Origin of the sequence: Segatella copri, assembly GCF_019249795.2 — a bacterium.
Taxonomy (GTDB): domain Bacteria; phylum Bacteroidota; class Bacteroidia; order Bacteroidales; family Bacteroidaceae; genus Prevotella; species Prevotella copri_B.
Genome location: NZ_CP156891.1, coordinates 837201 through 855657 on the forward strand (window position 1 = coordinate 837201; position 18457 = coordinate 855657).

At 44.3% G+C, this 18457-nt stretch carries 16 protein-coding genes; 2 read left to right on the forward strand and 14 right to left on the reverse strand.

Annotation, left to right across the window (positions count from 1 at the left end):
* Positions 1-63 precede the first annotated feature (63 nt).
* The 8 genes from KUA48_RS03945 to rpsF form a co-directional block, all read right to left on the reverse strand.
* Positions 64-1482: a transposase gene (locus KUA48_RS03945; RefSeq protein WP_295280096.1), complete on the reverse strand. Its 1419-nt coding sequence runs from the start codon at positions 1480-1482 to the stop codon at positions 64-66.
* A 100-nt stretch (positions 1483-1582) separates the two neighbouring features.
* The gene (gene tnpB / locus KUA48_RS03950; protein ID WP_117588063.1) at positions 1583-1930 is read right to left on the reverse strand and encodes an IS66 family insertion sequence element accessory protein TnpB; all 348 of its coding nucleotides are present in this window, start codon (positions 1928-1930) and stop codon (positions 1583-1585) included.
* Positions 1918-2328: a hypothetical protein gene (locus tag KUA48_RS03955; RefSeq protein WP_144021577.1), complete on the reverse strand. Its 411-nt coding sequence runs from the start codon at positions 2326-2328 to the stop codon at positions 1918-1920. The genes tnpB and KUA48_RS03955 overlap by 13 nt, the downstream gene beginning before the upstream one ends.
* A 719-nt stretch (positions 2329-3047) precedes the next feature.
* Positions 3048-5240 carry an alpha-amylase family glycosyl hydrolase gene (locus KUA48_RS03960; RefSeq protein ID WP_218433049.1) on the reverse strand — a complete coding sequence of 731 codons (2193 nt, stop codon included), beginning with the start codon at positions 5238-5240 and terminating at the stop codon, positions 3048-3050.
* 89 nt (positions 5241-5329) lie between these two features.
* A complete protein-coding gene (gene fabD, locus KUA48_RS03965; protein ID WP_153079212.1) occupies positions 5330-6217 on the reverse strand; it encodes an ACP S-malonyltransferase in 888 nt (295 codons plus the stop codon).
* A 284-nt stretch (positions 6218-6501) separates the two neighbouring features.
* Positions 6502-7032: a 50S ribosomal protein L9 gene (gene rplI / locus KUA48_RS03970; RefSeq protein WP_006847400.1), complete on the reverse strand. Its 531-nt coding sequence runs from the start codon at positions 7030-7032 to the stop codon at positions 6502-6504.
* A 20-nt stretch (positions 7033-7052) separates the two neighbouring features.
* A complete protein-coding gene (rpsR, locus tag KUA48_RS03975; RefSeq protein ID WP_006847399.1) occupies positions 7053-7322 on the reverse strand; it encodes a 30S ribosomal protein S18 in 270 nt (89 codons plus the stop codon).
* 2 nt (positions 7323-7324) lie between these two features.
* Entirely contained in the window at positions 7325-7669 is a 345-nt protein-coding gene (gene rpsF, locus KUA48_RS03980; protein WP_006847398.1) for a 30S ribosomal protein S6, read from the reverse strand.
* Between the two features lie 189 nt (positions 7670-7858).
* Between rpsF and KUA48_RS03985 the strand changes: the two genes are divergently transcribed.
* Positions 7859-8056, forward strand: coding sequence for a hypothetical protein (locus KUA48_RS03985; protein ID WP_118139066.1), 198 nt, complete (start codon positions 7859-7861; stop codon positions 8054-8056).
* A gap of 60 nt (positions 8057-8116) precedes the next feature.
* On the opposite strand, the gene KUA48_RS03990 is transcribed toward KUA48_RS03985, so the two are convergent.
* From KUA48_RS03990 to KUA48_RS04000, 3 genes are all read right to left on the reverse strand, one after another.
* On the reverse strand, positions 8117-8815 hold the full coding sequence (locus KUA48_RS03990) for a response regulator transcription factor (protein WP_006847396.1): 699 nt from the start codon (positions 8813-8815) through the stop codon (positions 8117-8119).
* Positions 8816-8874: 59 nt separating this feature from the next.
* Entirely contained in the window at positions 8875-10368 is a 1494-nt protein-coding gene (locus KUA48_RS03995; protein WP_006847395.1) for a sensor histidine kinase KdpD, read from the reverse strand.
* Positions 10369-10604: 236 nt separating this feature from the next.
* Positions 10605-12767 (reverse strand): translation factor GTPase family protein, encoded by a 2163-nt coding sequence (locus tag KUA48_RS04000; RefSeq protein ID WP_118254846.1) that lies wholly within the window; start codon positions 12765-12767, stop codon positions 10605-10607.
* 227 nt (positions 12768-12994) lie between these two features.
* On the opposite strand from KUA48_RS04000, the gene hemW reads away from it, so the two are divergent.
* Positions 12995-14131: a radical SAM family heme chaperone HemW gene (hemW, locus tag KUA48_RS04005; RefSeq protein ID WP_217756140.1), complete on the forward strand. Its 1137-nt coding sequence runs from the start codon at positions 12995-12997 to the stop codon at positions 14129-14131.
* 30 nt (positions 14132-14161) lie between these two features.
* Here the strand turns inward: hemW and KUA48_RS04010 are convergent, their stop codons facing one another.
* The 3 genes from KUA48_RS04010 to KUA48_RS04020 all read right to left on the reverse strand — a co-directional run bounded on the left by KUA48_RS04010 (position 14162) and on the right by KUA48_RS04020 (position 18441).
* Positions 14162-14524 carry a hypothetical protein gene (locus KUA48_RS04010; RefSeq protein ID WP_217756138.1) on the reverse strand — a complete coding sequence of 121 codons (363 nt, stop codon included), beginning with the start codon at positions 14522-14524 and terminating at the stop codon, positions 14162-14164.
* Between the two features lie 277 nt (positions 14525-14801).
* Entirely contained in the window at positions 14802-16148 is a 1347-nt protein-coding gene (locus tag KUA48_RS04015; RefSeq protein ID WP_118254844.1) for a citrate/2-methylcitrate synthase, read from the reverse strand.
* A 34-nt stretch (positions 16149-16182) separates the two neighbouring features.
* Entirely contained in the window at positions 16183-18441 is a 2259-nt protein-coding gene (locus KUA48_RS04020) for an aconitate hydratase (protein ID WP_153079217.1), read from the reverse strand.
* Between the last annotated feature and the right edge of the window lie 16 nt (positions 18442-18457).

An 18457-nucleotide genomic window follows, 5' to 3' on the forward strand; every position in this document is an offset into this window, starting at 1 on the left:
GCGAAGGACTGAATCAAAAAATAGTGATATTCTAGAGTGACATACAGTTCACCTTAACACCCGTTAACCAATTCGTTTAAACTTGTTTCCAGGTGCAAAGGTAAAAGATAGTGATATGTACCTCTGGATTCTCTCAATATAGTTGTTATCGAGAGCCGTATCACCTCTTTTGAAGATGTCACAAATGGCATTATATTCATTAAGGGCATAACCGACCGCCTGCGCCAAGGTAGACTTGGGCAGCAAATCCTTCCTGGAAGATATTTCCTCCAGTTTCTCCAATAAATCCTGTAAAATGTCCGGTGCATATGACTGCCGATAGGCTAGATGGTCTTCAACGGTCCATCCATTTACCCCAACCTTATGTTTTTTGTCTTCTCGATAAAATCTGTTGAGGATATCTACGACTTCCTGAGCATCCTTGTCTTCCTTGCCGCAGTCGATGAAATCTCTCTTGACATGCTGCAGGCAGGCGATTCTCATAATGTCAGGATAAGCATCCGACTCCAGTTTCCGGTAAGGAGCATATGCATCACTCTGTATGGTACCTTTATAATCAGAGAATATGTTAAGTATGACCTGCTCAGAGCGTGATCCATCCTCATATACGAAGAAGACAAGTCCCAGTTTAGGCGCACTTACAGCCCAGAAGTAGCCTTTCTTCGAACCCTTGTCCGTAGGCTTTGTCTTGGCTAACAGCACTTTATGGTATGTCTCGTCTGCCGAGACATAATCCTGCTGCAACACTACTTGGCAGATAGCCTTATAGAAGTTTTCCAGTACATCGGCACTTCTGGCAATCAGTTTGTTTGCCGTGGCTTTCCTTAACGTAAACCCATTGTCGGCAAAGTATTTGATGATTCGCTCTACCGGCATGGAATAGATGTATCGCATCTGCAGGAGTCCTGCTGCAAAGGAAGGTGAATAGGAAGAATTCAACAACAGAGCCGGCGGAGTTTTCCCCGGATACATGATACTTCCATCAGTATAAGTGTTGATGTGATACACGGTCTTGATGAATTTGATGGGTTCCATGCTGTAACGTATACAGGTACGAGTTCCGAAGAGACGCAACGTCTTCAAAAACTCTGCATCCATGACAGGATCTATCGTAACATGCACCTCTTTCATCTCGTAATGCATGTCGCGCTTGGCTCCGTTGTTTTTGCGTGCCTTTCTCTTTTCGGCCTGCTCTTCTTTCTTCTTGTCAAATTCCTCCTGGGTCATCGAGTCTTGTGGATTCTTTTCCTGACGTTCGGACTTCTTGCCTGAAACGAGCTTGCCGAGTGCCTTGTTCTGACGATTCGCTTTGTCAATGGCGATTCCTTTCTGGACGAGTAATTCTTCTAATGACTTTATACGTTCAATGAGTTCGTTGACCTGTGTAGTCAACGAACTCACCGTAGCATTAGCTTGCTGAAGCTGTTCGTTTGCAAGCTGAAGCTGTTCCTTTAAAAGTACTATAATTTCGTCCTTTTTCATAGTGCAAAGGTACGAAAAAATATCGAGATATGCAAGGATTTTTAGATATTTATTTTTCTATCTTATTGATACACAGTTCATTAAATATAATCTTATGCGCCTATAGATTAAGCCGTTTCCTATATCTCATACTTTTCAGGCAAATTCCGCTCATGATGGCAGATAGCGTCTTGTACGGCATTTTGCATTGTTTGCTTTGGGGATCAAAGAATGGTAATTCAAAGGTTCCTCGCTCCAGTCGCTTCTGATACAGCAAGAAACCGTCGCCATCCCATTTTAGCATTTTTACCTGCTGGCGATTCTTTGAGAAGAAGATGAAGACGGCACCACCGAGTGGCGGCAGCTCCATCTCCGTCCTCACAATCTGGTACAGGCCATTTATGCCCATGTTCATTCGGACATATCGCTGGCAGACGTAATACTGGGTGTTTTCGTTTAATCCAAACATAGCAAGTCCTCCTTCTCGTAAAGTTTCATCAGATGCATGACTGATTTGGCACTACCTTTCTTGATGGTGACTATCGTTCCATTGGGAAAGGTTAAGGTTATGCCGAAAAGATAATTTTCCGGGCAGACGGAATCGGATGGCATTTCCATGGGAAGGAACATCATCCCAGTGTCCTTGGCTGTTGCTTCGGAACATTCCTTACGGGCTTCGGCCTGAAGCAGACGAATCTGCTGTTTGGCTAACCTAACAGAATAACCTTTCTCTGACATCCATCTATGCATCGAGCGATGGTTTACATGCCGTTCCTTTAAAAAAGGAATCAAACTGGCTTTTGGATTATGATTCAAATGAATCTGGAAGGCATTCCATGCCCTCTCATAACGTTCTGTTGCTCTCATAATTGCGTTGCTTTTAAAATTATGGTGCAAAGGTAAGAACTTTTACGATAAAGGGCAAGGTATAAATGCGGAGCCGCTTACGAAAAACTACAATTTGCTTGCTCAAAATAATGCCCAAAAATCACCCCATGAAATGGGCACTCAATGCCCGCAGTACGGGCAATGAGTACCCAACACTTGGTCTATCGATGCCCGTCACCTGATCCCTTAGTGACCGTGTGACGGGCACTAAGAGACCAACCTATGTGCTTATTCCTAACTACAGTTGTCTGTGTTTTCCATCTTATTCCTGGTTAATATTGGCATACTTTATAAACTAGAAAGGTAGACACTATCAGTTTTATAAAACGGAAATAGTAGACATTATCAATTCTATAAAACTGAAATACTAGACATTTCTTAGCTTTTGTGCCTGTATTTCTAGACATAAATCCTCAAAAAAGGCTTTTTTGCAAGCAACTTACCTGAATTTTATGATACTTCTATTGAATTTATGATACTTCTATGATACTTCTTTGTAAAATAAACAGAAAAGTCTCATTTTTATAAACCATTATATATCAATCGCATACATCGGTTTTAGCCACAAATAATGAGACTTTGAGACTTTTTTTCGAGAAAAAACTTTTATGTGCACGAAAGAAAAGGAAAGAAGAAAGCAGTAATTATAAAAGAAAAAAGCAGCAATGGCTACTACTCCATTGCTGCTTATTTTATATTTACTGAACAATCTTGAAGCGGATACGCAAAGAATGCGCATGCTCATCCCAATTGGTACCAAGCAATACGAACTTGCCAATCTGGGCGGTAGAACGGACATGCTTGCCGATACATGGACAAACATCATAATCACCGATACGAACCAGACGCAAGGTCTCGCTCGCATCATCCGGCAGACGGTCTAACTTGACGTTAGCCGGAATATGGTCACGATCCACAAACTCGTAAGTAACAGACATATCAAGCTCTATCAGGCGATTCATCTCCGTCTCAATCTCCTTCTCCTCCTGACGGGTAGGCTTGTGATCGACTACGAAGGTCATCTTACTCTTCTTGCGCTCAATATGTGCATTGCGGCTGCGCTCACAGCCAAACAGGCGAACCATCAACTGATTGAGCAGATGCTCAGCCGTATGAGCAGGAGGGAATTCCTCCTTATGATGCTCATTCAATATGATATCACTTTCCTCCATCTTGACATTGAATTTATAGATTCTTACTCCGTTAGCATCCATTGATATCGGGAATACGCCATCCTTCTTCAACTCAACCTTCTTCTTACCACCCGAGAACAGTTCTGTTACCAGCACCTCCTCTTCAGCAATATGGAAGAAATCGAAAGCATGACCAGGGATACAAACCTGCAACTGGCGCGCCTCCTGGGAAAAATTGAGCACTATCAGCATAGCTTCATCATCCTTCTTGCGAAGGAAGGCGAAATTGGTACGGGGATCGAAATTCTCAGAACCCGGATTCACATACATCAAATCGAAGGTCTCACCCTCGCGGATGGCTTTCTCTTCATTGGCGAAGCGAAGAAGCTGACGATAAGTGGCTGCCAGATATTTCTGCTCCTGACTCAATGCCGAGTCAGATGAATCCTGATAGGCATGCGCCAGAGTTTCCGGACTCCAATAGTCGAATATCGTGGTACGGCCATCCGTGCCGCTGAATCCTTCCTCATCCATTCCCTTCTCGCCGAATTCCTGACCGCTGTAAAGCATGAAAGGATTCTTCTGGAAGAAGAGACTCATGGCTGCAGCAGGAATCGCCTTCATGGCTGAGCCACAGAAGAAATCGCTGGCGATGCGCTGCTCATCATGATTCTCAAGGAAATAGAGCATGTGATCGCGGATATCATCCACTACCTGCCACTCGTGAGTGATACTGGCTGCCGGACGCTCACCACGAACCACGCCACGCAGGCAATCATACATTCCTACCTTGTCATAAAGATAATCGAAACCAGCCTTTACATAGTTGCGGTACTGGTTAGGATCATAAACCTCGCCGATAATCACGATGTGAGGATACTTCGCCTTCAATATTCCGGTAGCGTATGACCAGAATGCCGTTGGCACCATTTCTGCCATATCACAGCGGAAGCCATCTACACCCTTGCTTGCCCAAAAGAGGAGGATATCTGTCATCTTGCCCCATGTGTTTGGCACTGGTTCATAATGATAGCTTCTGCCTCCTGCATCACAGTAATCTACACCGTAATTGAGTTTCACGGTCTCATACCAGTCGTTACAGCCAGGATGGTTATCAAACCGGTCGTTTCCTGTAGCTCTGGCTGGGCTCTCGGTATAAGGTTCATAAATCTTGGCATCTTTCGCAGAGAAAGCCTTGAACTCTGGTTTGGACTGACGGATTTCATTCAAATCCAAATCGCCCCATGCATAATAGAAATTATTCCTGGTAGAGAAGTGCATGTTCGGATCATCATCTTCTCCCAAATCCCGTACACCTGTTGGTTTGCAAATGGAATGATACTCTCGGGCTACATGGTTCGGAACGAAATCCATGATTACTTTCATACCAGCCTTGTGAGTACGCTCTATCAGCTGCTCCCACTCTTTCATTCTCATACTGACATTCACAGCCAAGTCTGGATCGATATCATAGTAGTCGGTAATAGCATATGGCGAACCTGCTTTTCCCTTCACTACCTCTGCATGCTGAGTAGGAATTCCATAAGAAGAGTAGTTTGTCTGAGTGGCATGACGAATCACACCCGTATACCAAATATGTGTAAATCCCATATCGTGGATGCGTGCCAGAACTTCATCTGAGAAATTATTCAGCTTTCCGCAACCATTTTCTTCGATGGTACCATTTTCCTTACAGGTTGTATTCTGGTTTCCGAAGAGTCGTGGGAGAACCTGGTATATAATAACTTTTTCCTTCATTTAGCGGCTTTACTAAAAAAATGAAACGTTTTACCTTTCCAACAACACCTTTGCTGAAAAGATAAAACGTTGAATAGTTTTATTGTTGATTAAGCAATACCATGAGCGGCAACATTCTTGTCGATGCGGCCAATCATGCCCTGCAATGCCTTGCCAGGACCACACTCTGTGAAGTCATCAGCACCATCAGCAATCATAGTCTGTACAGATGAAGTCCAACGTACAGAGCTTGTAAGCTGTGCGATGAGGTTCTGCTGAATCTCAGCTGGATCAGTATGAGGCTTACCGTCTACATTCTGGTAAACCGGGCACTTAGGAGCAGAGAATGTAGTCTTCTCGATAGCAGCCTGAAGTTCATCCTTAGCTGGCTGCATCAATGGAGAGTGGAAAGCACCACCAACCTTCAAAGGCAATGCACGCTTAGCACCAGCAGCCTTCAGCTTCTCGCAAGCAGCATTGATAGCATCTACGTTACCTGAGATAACGAGCTGACCAGGGCAGTTGTAGTTAGCAGCAACTACCACGTTGCCTTCTGTGCTTACCTCAGCGCAGATTTCCTCAACCTTCTCATCTGGCAAACCGATGATGGCAGCCATGGTACCAGGGTTAGCCTCGCAAGCCTTCTGCATGGCATTGGCACGGGCAGCAACGAGTTTCAAACCATCCTCGAAAGCCATAGCACCGGCAGCAACCAATGCAGAGAACTCACCGAGAGAGTGACCTGCAACCATAGCTGGCTTGAACTCCTCACCCAGGCAAAGAGCAGAGATAACAGAATGGAGGAATACAGCAGGCTGGGTAACCTTGGTTTCCTTCAACTGATCGTCGGTTCCGGCGAACATGATATCAGTAATCTTGAAGCCGAGAATCTCGTCGGCCTTATCGAAAAGTTCTTTTGCCAATGCGTTGTTATCGTAGAGGTCCTTACCCATACCTACGAACTGAGAACCCTGTCCAGGGAAAACAAATGCTTTCATTTTATCCTATTATTTTTTAAGTTTATAATAAATATTCCTGCAATATACATGAATTCTTTGAATCCGACTGCAAAGGTACAATAAAATTCTGAGAATCAGCAGAGAATATTAAAAAATAAAGTTATATATTCTAAATTACTACAAGAATGGTAAAAACTTTCCATTCTGAATGCGGAACAGGCATAAAAAAAATCCCTAATGCCTTGCGGCAAAAGGGATCTTTATATTAATTTGCTTTACAGTGCGAAAAATATCGTACTTCATACAAATTGATTGAGCTAGGATTATTCAGCTGCTGGAGCCTCTTCCTCAGCTGCAGCCTCAGCAGGTGCCTCAACTGGAGCCTCCTCAGCAGCAGGAGCTGCAACAGGAGCGTTCTCAGCAACAACATTAACTGGAACCTTAACCTCAACCTCCTTGTGGTAGTGTACAGTAGCCTCGTACTCACCAACCTTCTTAGCATCCTTCATAGTGATGATCTTGCGATCAACCTCGATGCCCTTCTTAGCGAGTTCCTCAGCAACAGTTGCAGCGTTAACTGAGCCATAGAGCTGACCAGTAGCGCTCACCTTAGCAGCAATAGTAAGAACAATGCCCTCGAGAGCCTCGCCCTTCTTAACAGCCTCAGCCTTGATAGCCTCAAGCTTGTGAGCCTGCTGCTTCAAATCCTCAGCCAACTGCTTCTTAGCAGATGGAGATGCGATAACAGCCTTACCTGTAGGGATAAGGAAGTTACGACCATAACCACTCTTTACATTTACGATATCGTTCTTATATCCAAGACCGATAATATCTTGCTTCAAAATAATTTCCATTCTTCTTTATCCTCCTTAAATTACTTCATCAAATCGGTTACGTAAGGAAGCAAAGCGATCTGGCGAGCACGCTTTACAGCCTGTGCTACACGGCGCTGATACTTCAAAGATGTACCTGTAATACGACGTGGAAGGATTTTACCCTGCTCGTTCAAGAACTTCTTCAAGAACTCTGGATCCTTGTAGTCAATGTACTTAATACCGCTCTTCTTGAAACGGCAATACTTCTTCTTCTTTGTGTCGATAGAAGGAGCAGTCAAATAACGGATTTCTGATTTCTGATCTGCCATGATTAAGCCTCCTCTTTTTTACCAAGCTTTGCACGACGCTTCTCTGCGTAAGCGGCAGCATACTTGTCAAGTTTAACAGTCATGTAACGAATTACTTTCTCGTCGCGGCGATAAGCTGTTTCGAGCTTAGCGATAACAGTTGGCTCAGCCTTGAACTCAACCAAGCTGTAGAAGCCTGATGTCTTCTTCTCGATGTTGTAAGCCAACTTCTTCAAACCCCAAGCCTCTTTGTTCAGAATCTCAGCACCATTATCGGTGAGTACCTTCTCGAACTTAGCGACCGTTTCCTTCATCTGTTCATCAGACAAAACGGGAGTCAAAATGAAAACGGTTTCGTATTGATTCATACTACTTTAAATGATTAAATATTAATATAAAAATTCTCATGCAAACCGGAAAATGTGTGCGGAAACACAGCCTTTTCACGAATTGCGGTGCAAAATTACGACTTTTTCTTGAATTAACCAAATATTTTTCGTACTTTTGCACAAAATAATTGTTAATAGTATAAAAACAACCTCTAAATTGTAAAGAATATGGCAAAAATGAACAAGAAACTGATTACTCTGCTCCATACCCTACCATCTATGGGCATGGCTTTCATCGTTTTAGGCGTCCTGCTGATGGTGGCCAGCTTTGCGTTTTCCATTCAGGGAAACAGCGTACTCTTCGCTGGCCTCTTTTTCATTCTGGCGGGAGTAGCCGGATTTGTATATTCATTAAAAAAAGGATAAGCCGGTCATCGACTTATCCTTTTTATATCTTTGGGAATCTTTTCCTAATTACAGAATCATTTAATCTTCGTTAGGAACTATCAGTTTGTATCCCTTACCATGGATATTGATGATTTCAATCTGAGGATCGTCCTTCAAATGCTTACGGAGTTTGGTGATATAAACATCCATTGAGCGTGCATTGAAGTAATTGTCATCAATCCAGATGGTCTTCAGAGCAAAATCGCGCTGCAGAATTTCATTAGAGTGAGCACAGAGCAAAGCAAGAAGTTCATTCTCCTTGGTGGTAAGCTTCGTCTGCTTTTCACCAATGGTAAGAAGCTGCTTCTGTGTATCGAAGGTAAAGTCACCAATGTGATACATGGTAGACTCCTTGCTCTTCTTGCCACGTACGCGGCGGAGAATAGCCTCTACACGGAATACCAATTCTTCCATAGAGAATGGCTTGGTGATATAATCATCAGCACCAATCTTGAAACCTTCAAGGATATCTTCCTTCAATGTCTTGGCAGTAAGGAAGATGATTGGGAGGTCGGCATTGGTCTGACGAATTTCCTGTGCCAGGGTAAAGCCGTCCTTCTTTGGCATCATCACGTCGAGTACTGCAATATCAAACTTATTTTTATTGAATTCCTTATAACCTACCTCGCCATCAGGGCACAGAACTGTGGTAAATCCCTTTGCCTGCAAATATTCGCGAAGCAACATACCTAAATTTTCATCGTCCTCGCAAAGCAAGATTTTAATTTTCTCTTCCATATCTTTATTCTTTAAAATTATTAATATTCTTTTAATTCTTTATTCTGTTTCTTCAAGTCTTAACTGTGAATCACCGGCAACTTGATGGTAAAGGTTGTGCCCTTTCCCAATTCGCTATCTACCTTAATTTCACCATCATGAAGATCTACTATCTTCTTGACATAAGCCAATCCCAGTCCGAATCCCTTCACATCATGGACATTGCCCGTATGTACGCGGTAGAACTTGTCGAATATCTTCTTCAGATTCTCCTTCTTCATACCCAGACCGGTATCCGTAATCGAGAGATACAGATGTTCTTCATCATTCCAGGTCTTCATCGTAATGTTAAGCGGCTCGTCTGGCTTGCGGTATTTCACGGCATTGTCCATCAGATTGAAGATGACATTCTGGAAATGCACCTCGTCAACATATAGTCCCGAATCGATGGCTTCGATATCGGTATAGACCTTACCACCTGTATGCTCAACGCGGAGCGAGAAGGAATTGGCAATATTCTCAACCATCTCGTTCAGATCGAGTTCTTTCTTCTTGAACACCGCCTTCTTGCGGTCGAACATACTCATCTGCAATACCTTTTCTACCAGGAAACGAAGACGCTTCGATTCATCGTTGATCACGTTACCCAGATGTTTCTGCATCTGTTCACTCTTTGCTACCGAGGTATCATTGAGCATCTGCGCTGCCAGACTGATACTGGCTATCGGCGTCTTCAGTTCGTGGGTCATATTATTGATGAAGTCGTTCTTTATCTCAGTATATCTCTTTTGTCTGAAGATGACCACGATGGTAAAGATGAAGGTAATCAGCAGTACCAGCGTGAAGATGACACTAGGAATCATGAAGCGCACACTGGAGAAGATATAGCTGTTCATATCCGGGAAATGCACCCTTACTACCCCCATCTTCGACTGTGGGTCGTTGCGGAAGAGCACCTGTGAGTAGCTGTATTCCTCACCCTCGTCCGTATAGTCAGGACAGCGGTAAACCTCTCGTCCATCCTGGGTAGTCACGGTGAAATGATAAGGTATGTTGATACCATTATTCATCATCTCAGCCTTGAGGTCCTGATCGAGCTGCTTGAAGTTGATTCTCTCCTTCAGCGGCTTGTCTGATGCCGAATAAAGGATAGAATATACCACCTCATCCAGCAACGCTTTCTGATAGACATAGCGGTTCTTCACGATTTCCTGAAGCGACTTCTGTGTTTCTGTCAGCGAATTCTTATCGCTACGCAGTATCATCGCCTTCGGCATATTGCCAGGATGTGTGGCATTTGTTTTCAGCTCGAAAGTTGAATAAACTGCCGTTCCCTTGTTCTTATCTTTATTGGCCTTACGTTCTGTCTCGTTGACATTCTTTTCGAGATAGCGCAGAGTTTCATTAAGCTCCAAATTTCTTGAAGCTTGATACAGGGCTCTGTTGACCGACTCGTCAAACTGTTCCTTCTTCATGTTTACCATCTCCTGGATGTAACTGAGCTGCAAGTACAGCAGCGCAAGGAACGAAAAGCCCATGATAATGGCTATGGTCCAAATCGTTTTCTTCTTCATGGGGGCAAAGATAAGAAATTTCTTAATCAGTTAACTTAAAATCGTTAATTAATTATTCACTCTTTCTAGTTTTTAACATTTTCCCGTATTTTTAGTTTCGTATATAAAACTAAATTTTCATTTTCCATAAAAAAAGAGAGGAAGTATACATATCACATGCACACTTCCCCATATTGGTCATATCAACATAAAATTTTAATTTATATAAGAGAGATTTTTCTCTAACCTAACAATTGCTATTCAGCATCCTTCTCCAATTCTGCCTCATGATCCGCAATCAGCTTACTCTGAATGTCGGAAGGAACCAACTCGTAGCTGGCAAACTTGGTAGTGAATGAAGCACGTCCACCTGTCAATGAACTCAGAGAGATGGAATAGCTGGCAAGTTCCTTCAGAGGAATCTTGGCACTCAGCTTCTGATAACCAGCCTCGCTGTCCATACCCATAATGAGAGCACGACGTCCCTGGAGATCACTCATCACATCACCCATGAAATCAGCAGGTACATAAACCTCAAGATCATAGATAGGCTCCAGAATCTTCGGACCAGCCTGTTTGAAGGCATCGCTGAACGCATGGCGGGCAGCAAGCATGAACGAAAGTTCATTACTATCTACTGGGTGCATCTTACCATCATAAACGATGACACGTACATCACGTGCATAACTGCCCGTCAACGGACCATGTTCCATACAGTCCATAATACCCTTCAGAATAGCTGGCATGAAACGGGCATCAATGGCACCACCAACCACAGAGTTGAGGAATACCAGTTTACCACCCCATGGCAAACTAACCTCTTCACGGCTCTTGATATTCATCTTGAATTCCTGGCCGTTGAAGGTGAATGACGTAGGATCAGGCATACCTTCTGCGTATGGTTCAACTATGAGATGCACCTCACCAAACTGACCGGATCCACCACTCTGTTTCTTATGACGGTAGTCGGCACGAGCCTTCTTGGTAATAGTCTCACGATATGGAATACGTGGCTCTTCGAAAGTCACATTGAGTTTTTCGTTGTTTTCCAGACGCCACTTCAGCGTGCGGAGATGGAACTCACCCTGTCCTCTTACGATTACCTGACGCAATTCCTTGCTCTGATCAACAATCCAAGTAGGGTCTTCCTGGCGCATCTTCAGGAGTGCAGCCATCAGTTTCTCTGTATCCTGAACATTGGCAGCCTTGATAGCACGTGAATACTTAGGGTTAGGATATTTAATGAAGTCGAAACGCCACTCAGCTCCCTTACCATTAAGGGTATTGCCAGTCTTCACGTCCTTCATCTTTACGGTACAGCCAATATCACCGGCATTCAACTGCTCCACAGGCACACGGTTGGCACCCGCACAGGCATAAATCTGTCCGATACGCTCCTTGGAGCCACGATCTGCATTAGTCAGGTCGTCACCATTCTTGATAGAGCCGCTCATCACCTTGAAGTAGCTTACCTCACCGATATGAGGTTCCATACCAGTCTTGAAGAAGTAAACACTCTCAGGACCATTGCTGTCTGGCGTAATTTCTTCACCACGTGTATTATGCAGTTTCGGCATCTCGCTTACGAAAGGAACCACATTGCCCAGGAACTCCATCAGGCGGTGAACGCCCATCGACTTACCTGCACAAACGCAGAATACAGGGAAGATGCTACGGGTAACCAATCCCTTGCGGATGCCCTCGCGAAGTTCATCTTCTGTCAGACTCTCGCTCTCGAAGAACTTCTCCATCAGTCCTTCATCGTTCTCGGCTGCAGCCTCTACAAGAGCCGTATGAAGTTCCATGGCTTTCTCCATTTCTTCTTCTGGAATATCTTCAATAATAGGAGCACCGCCCTCAGGCTTCCAGGAATATTTTTTCATCAATAAGACGTCAATGAGAGCATTGAAGCCTGAACCGGTCTCGATAGGATATTGTATCTGCACACACTTAGAACCGTAAATGTCCTTCATGGTGGCTATGATATTATCAAAGTCGCACTTGTCTGAGTCGAGCTGGTTTACCAGGAAGATGACAGGTTTACCCAACTTCTCTGTATAACGGAAGTTGTTCTGTGTACCTACTTCTGGACCATACTGACCATTAATAAGGATAACTGCCTGATCGGTAACATTGAGTGAAGTAATGGCGCCTCCCACGAAATCATCGCTACCTGGGCAATCTATAATGTTAAGCTTCTTGTTGTTCCACTCTACATGAAAAACTGTAGGGAACACAGAGTAGCCGTATTCCAACTCAACTGGGAAGTAGTCGCTCACCGTATTTTTCGCTTCTACAGAGCCTTTACGCTTGATAACGCCTGCTTCAAATAACATACTCTCGGCAAGTGTAGTCTTGCCGCTACCCGCACTGCCCAACAGCGCAATGTTTTTAATCTCATTTGTCTGATAAACTCTCATGACGCTTATAGATTTTTAAGGGTTATACTTAAATTTGCTAGTTGCAATCCACAGTCAAACCATCGGTTTTTCTGTTTCATGCTACTAAAGTACAAAAAAATCGCACATTGCCAAAAGTTTTGGGCAAAAAACTTCTGTTTTTTAAAACATATTAGTACTTTTGCACTTTGTTTAGACATGTTTTTGTCTTTACACCTTATTATATATAGAAAAAGAAGTTCAGAAATATGGCAGGACTATACATACATATCCCCTTTTGTGAAAGCCGGTGCATCTACTGCGGTTTTTACAGTACCACCTCCCTCAAGTTAAGGGATGATTACACTGATGCTCTCTGCCGGGAGATGCAGATGCGCCCGGCAAAAGCCGCTCTCGGAAGCAATGAAACTATCGAAACCATCTATCTGGGCGGTGGAACCCCGAGTCAGCTCAACGGCTCCCAACTCAACCAGATTTTCTCTGCTATCAGAAAAAACTATACGCTGGCAGAGAATATGGAGATCACGATGGAATGCAATCCAGACGATGTAACCGGCGATTTCTGTGAAACGCTGAAGCAACTCCCCATCAACCGCATCAGCATGGGGGCACAGACCTTCTGTAACGAGCGTTTACGCTTTCTGCATCGCCGTCATAATGCCGGAGAGGTAGAAGAAGCCGTCACCCTACTCCGTAACATCGGCATCCGCAATATCAGTATCGACCTGATGTTCGGATTCCCTGAAGAATCTCTTTCCCAATGGATGAGCGATATCAGGCACGCCATACAGCTGGATGTGGAACACATATCTGCCTACAGTCTGATGTACGAAGAGGGAACGCCCCTCTACCATATGCTGAAACAGGGAAAGATTAGCGAAATAGATGAAGAAACCAGTCGCAAGATGTATGAAACCCTGATAGACCAGCTTACTGGAGCAGGCTACGAACATTATGAAATCAGCAATTTTGCCCATCCGGGCTTCCGTTCACGTCACAACAGCAGCTACTGGCACGAGGTACCATATATCGGAATAGGAGCAGCCGCCCACTCCTACAATAGGAAGCAGCGCAGCTGGAATATCGAAAATATCCAGACTTATATTCGAAGCATCGGCGATGGCATTCTGCCTTCTGAGAGTGAACAGCTAGATATTTCCACCCGATACAACGATCTGATAACAACCGCCTTGCGAACAAGCGACGGAATAAACCTCATGAAGATGGAGCAGGAATTCGGAAAAGAACTGGCAGACAGACTGCTCCAGGAAGCCCAGTCGCATATCAGCCGGGGGCTGATGAAAATAAAGAACGGCAGGCTCTCCCTCACTCGGGAAGGTCTTTACATATCGGATGATGTGATGAGTGATTTCATGATTATATAATGGTTTCAATAAACAAAAAAGCCTTGGAATCTAATTCCAAGGCTCTAATTTCTTTAAACCATTTTTCTTGTATACTTCATAATAAAAAGCTTTAATGCTCTTGACCACTTGTATGGTAGATTTCTTTTTCTGCAACATAGGCTTAACCAGCTGCATCACAGCAAAACAAACTACCACAATAAGCAATACTACTGCCCAAGAGAGAATCTCACTCTGAATATCCAAAATTGGCTGGAGGCCAATGCCCAAAACCACAGGCAGGATAAAACAGACCCAATCTATCGGGCTGTCAAGCTTGGTTGATTCGATATATTCATCGCGTAGTGCTTTTGGAGCATTCAAGATTAATCTTTTCTGGTGCTTATTCCAGTAATCTTCAAATTCTTTTTCCATGCAATCCATTTACTGTTTTGTCTTAAAACTAGACGGTTAAAACTTCAATACTTATACTTTTCTTTATACTTTTCGGCTACAAAGATAAGAATAATTATTCATTTCTCCAAAATTACAACATACTACTTTGAATATTTAACGTATATTAATTCTAATGGTCAAAACAAAAACTTGCCCTTCACTGCATCACTTGACAATAGCCTGCTTGTATATAGACAGGAAAAGGCAACACCCAACGACGGGCATTGCCTTTCTTGTATAATAACAAAGAGGAATTTTATCTCTCATTAAGTAGCTTATACTCCAGTTCGCCAAGAATATTCTTATATGCAGGACGGATAATACGACGGCCTTCGAAATTGAGTTCTTCAATACGATGGGCTGTCCAACCCACGATACGTGCCATGGCGAAAATAGGTGTATAGATTTCCTGTGGCAAACCAATCATTTCATAGATAAAGCCACTGTAGAAATCAAGATTCGCACACGCTGGCTTGCTGCCTCCACGGTGTTCCTGCAGACATTTGATACCTTCCTGCTCTATCAGCTTCAGGAAATTATACTCGTCTTCTCTACCCTTTTCCTTGGCAAGTTCACCTGCCAGGCGCTTCAGTTCAACGGCACGTGGGTCACTCAAAGTATAGACCGCATGACCGATACCATAAATGAGACCTGTCTTGTCATAAGCCTCCTTGTTGAGCATTCGCTTAAGGTAAGTATCAAGTTCAGTTACATTACCCCAATCCTTGATAGCTTCTTTCAAGTGGTGGAACATATTGATAACCTTGATATTGGCACCACCATGCAAAGGACCCTTTAAACTACCGATACCAGCAGCAATAGAACTGTAAGTATCTGTACGGGTAGAAGATGTTACACGTACTGTAAAGGTTGAGTTGTTACCACCACCATGTTCTGCCTGGATAATCAGGAGAAGGTCGAGCATACGGGCATCCAGTTCGGAATAGTTTTCATGCTTCATCATATAAAGAAAGTTCTCTGCAATAGAGAGATTCTCACGAGGATGACGAATATGTAGACTTCTACCCTGAACAGAGTGACGGTAGATATTGTATGCATAAGCAATGATGGTTGGGAACTTGGCAATCAACTCAATACTCTGGCGCATCAGATTGTCACGGCTGATGTCATCCGGATTCGGATCGAAGGTGTACATTTCGAGCACACAACGGGCCAGGATGTTCATGATGTTGCTGCCTTCCAGCTCGATGATATGGGTGATCGTACGATGATCAAGCGGCATATTATCGTTCAAAAGTTCCTTGAAAGCATCCAATTCCTCCTTATCAGGCAACTGGCCCGAGAGCAGCAGGAAGGCTACTTCCTCGAATCCGAAGCGCTTCTCCTTCAAGAGAGGAGTTACCAGGTCATCAAGTTCATAACCACGATAATAAAGTTTACCTTCTGTAGGAGTCAACTTACCTTCTGCATCGCGCTCATAACCCACTACATTACCGATATTGGTCAGTCCGACCAACACACCAGAGCCATCCTCATTACGAAGTCCACGCTTCACATTGAACTTCTTGAATGCATCCTTATCAATCTTGCATGAGTTTTTTACCTCATCGCTTAATTTATATATTAAATATTCTTTATTCATAACTGTTACTTTTTTAGCTGCATGGCTACAACTATTATTTCTTTGCAGCAAAGTTCAATGCAGAACCAGCCTTAAACCATGCAATCTGTGTATCATTATAAGTATGCTCAACCTCGAAATTATCCTCAGAACCATCCTTGTGCTTCAGGGTGACGGTGAGTTTAGAACCTGGAGCAAACTCCTTCAAACCTGTCAAAGAGATGCGGTCGTCCTCCTGCACCTTATTATAATCATCCTTGTTACAGAATGTGAGGGCAAGCATACCCTGTTTTTTCAAGTTGGTTTCGTGGATGCGGGCGAAACTCTTGGCGAGAATCACCTTCACGTTGAGGAAACGAGGCTCCATAGCAGCATGCTCACGGGAAGAACCTTCACCATAGTTATCCTCTGCCACCACGATGCTGCAGATGCCTTTTGCCTTGTAAGCCTTGGCAGCGGTAGAAACCTCGACATAAGCACCATCCAACTGGTTCTTCACCTTATTGCTCTCACCGTTAAAGGCATTAACGGCACCCATTAAAAGGTTGTCGGAGATGTTCTGCAAATGTCCACGGAACTTCAGCCAAGGACCCGCCATAGAGATGTGGTCGGTGGTACATTTGCCCTCGGTTTTGATAAGAAGCGGCATATCTGTCAGGTCTTTTCCATCCCATGGAGCAAACGGAGCAAGTTTCTGGAGTCGGTTGCTGTCAGGCGAAATGACTACCTCTACATTGGCATTTTCTTCGCTTGGGGCAATGAATCCCTTATCCTCTACGGCAAAACCCTTAGGTGGGAAGGTGAAACCTGTAGGCGCATCGAGCATCACGCTGTTGCCATCCTTATCCAGCAAGGTATCTGTAGCCGGATTGAAGTCGAGACGGCCCGCAATGGTGAGAGCCACGGTGAGCTCTGGACTGCCGATGAAAGCAAACGTATTAGGGTTACCATCAGCACGGCGGCGGAAGTTTCGGTTGAAAGAGGTAACGATGGCATTCTTGCGCGTATTATCGTCGGTATGACGCTTCCACTGTCCGATGCAAGGACCGCAAGCATTGGTCATGATGAGGGCTCCAATCTTCTTGAAATCATCAAGGATGCCATCACGCTCGGCTGTATAGCGAATCTGCTCTGAACCCGGGTTGATGATAAGCTGTCCTTTCACCTCAATACCTTTCTCATAAGCCTGACGGGCAATGCTGGCAGCACGGGCCAAGTCCTGATAAGAAGAGTTGGTACAGCTACCTACCAATCCTACTTCTACTACCATCGGATAATCGTTGGCAGGACCTTTTGCCTTCATGTGAGAGATTGGTGTGGCTGCATCTGGAGTGAACGGACCGTTAAGATGAGGTTCAACCTTAGAAAGGTCGATTTCAACAATCTGGTCGTAGAAAGCAGACGGATCTGCCAACACCTCATCATCAGCACGGAGTTCGGCTGCATTCATCTGTGCGAGAGATGCAATTTCTTCACGGCCTGTCTTGCGGAGATACTCGCTGGCATTCTGGTCGAATGGGAAGATAGAGCATGTGGCACCCAATTCGGCTCCCATGTTACAGATGGTAGCCTTGCCGGTGGTAGAGATGCTGTCCAATCCCTCGCCGAAGTATTCGAGGATGGCATTGGTTCCGCCCTTTACGGTAAGGATGCCGAGGATTTCGAGAATCACATCCTTAGGAGTGGCCCAGCCAGAGAGTTTACCTGTGAGATGCACACCAATGAGACGTGGCATCTTGAGTTCCCAAGGCTGACCGGTCAACACATCTACGGCATCAGCACCACCTACACCTACTGCCACCATGCCGAGACCGCCGGCATTAGGAGTATGAGAATCGGTACCCACCATCATACCTCCAGGGAATGCATAGTTTTCGAGCACTACCTGATGGATGATTCCGGCACCAGGTCCCCAGAATCCGATATGGTATTTCTGAGAAACAGACTTCAGGAAGTCGTAAACCTCCTTATTGGTTTTGCAAGCCTCAGGAAGATCTTGTGTTGCGCCCACATCGGCACGAATCAAGTGATCACAATGTACGGAAGCAGGTACGGCCACCTTGTCCTTACCCGCATTCATGAACTGCAAGAGTGCCATTTGCGCAGTCGCATCCTGCATCGCCACGCGATTAGGTCGGAAGTCAACATATTCCACACCTCTTTTATATGATCGCAACTGTGTTGGGTCGAAAAGATGTGCAAAGAGCACCTTCTCGGCATAAGTAAGAGGTCGTTTCACCGTAGCCTTAGCCTGGGCTACACTTTCCGAATACGAAGCGTAAAAGCTTCTCAGCATTTCAATGTCCAATATCATCTTGTTCACAATTTTA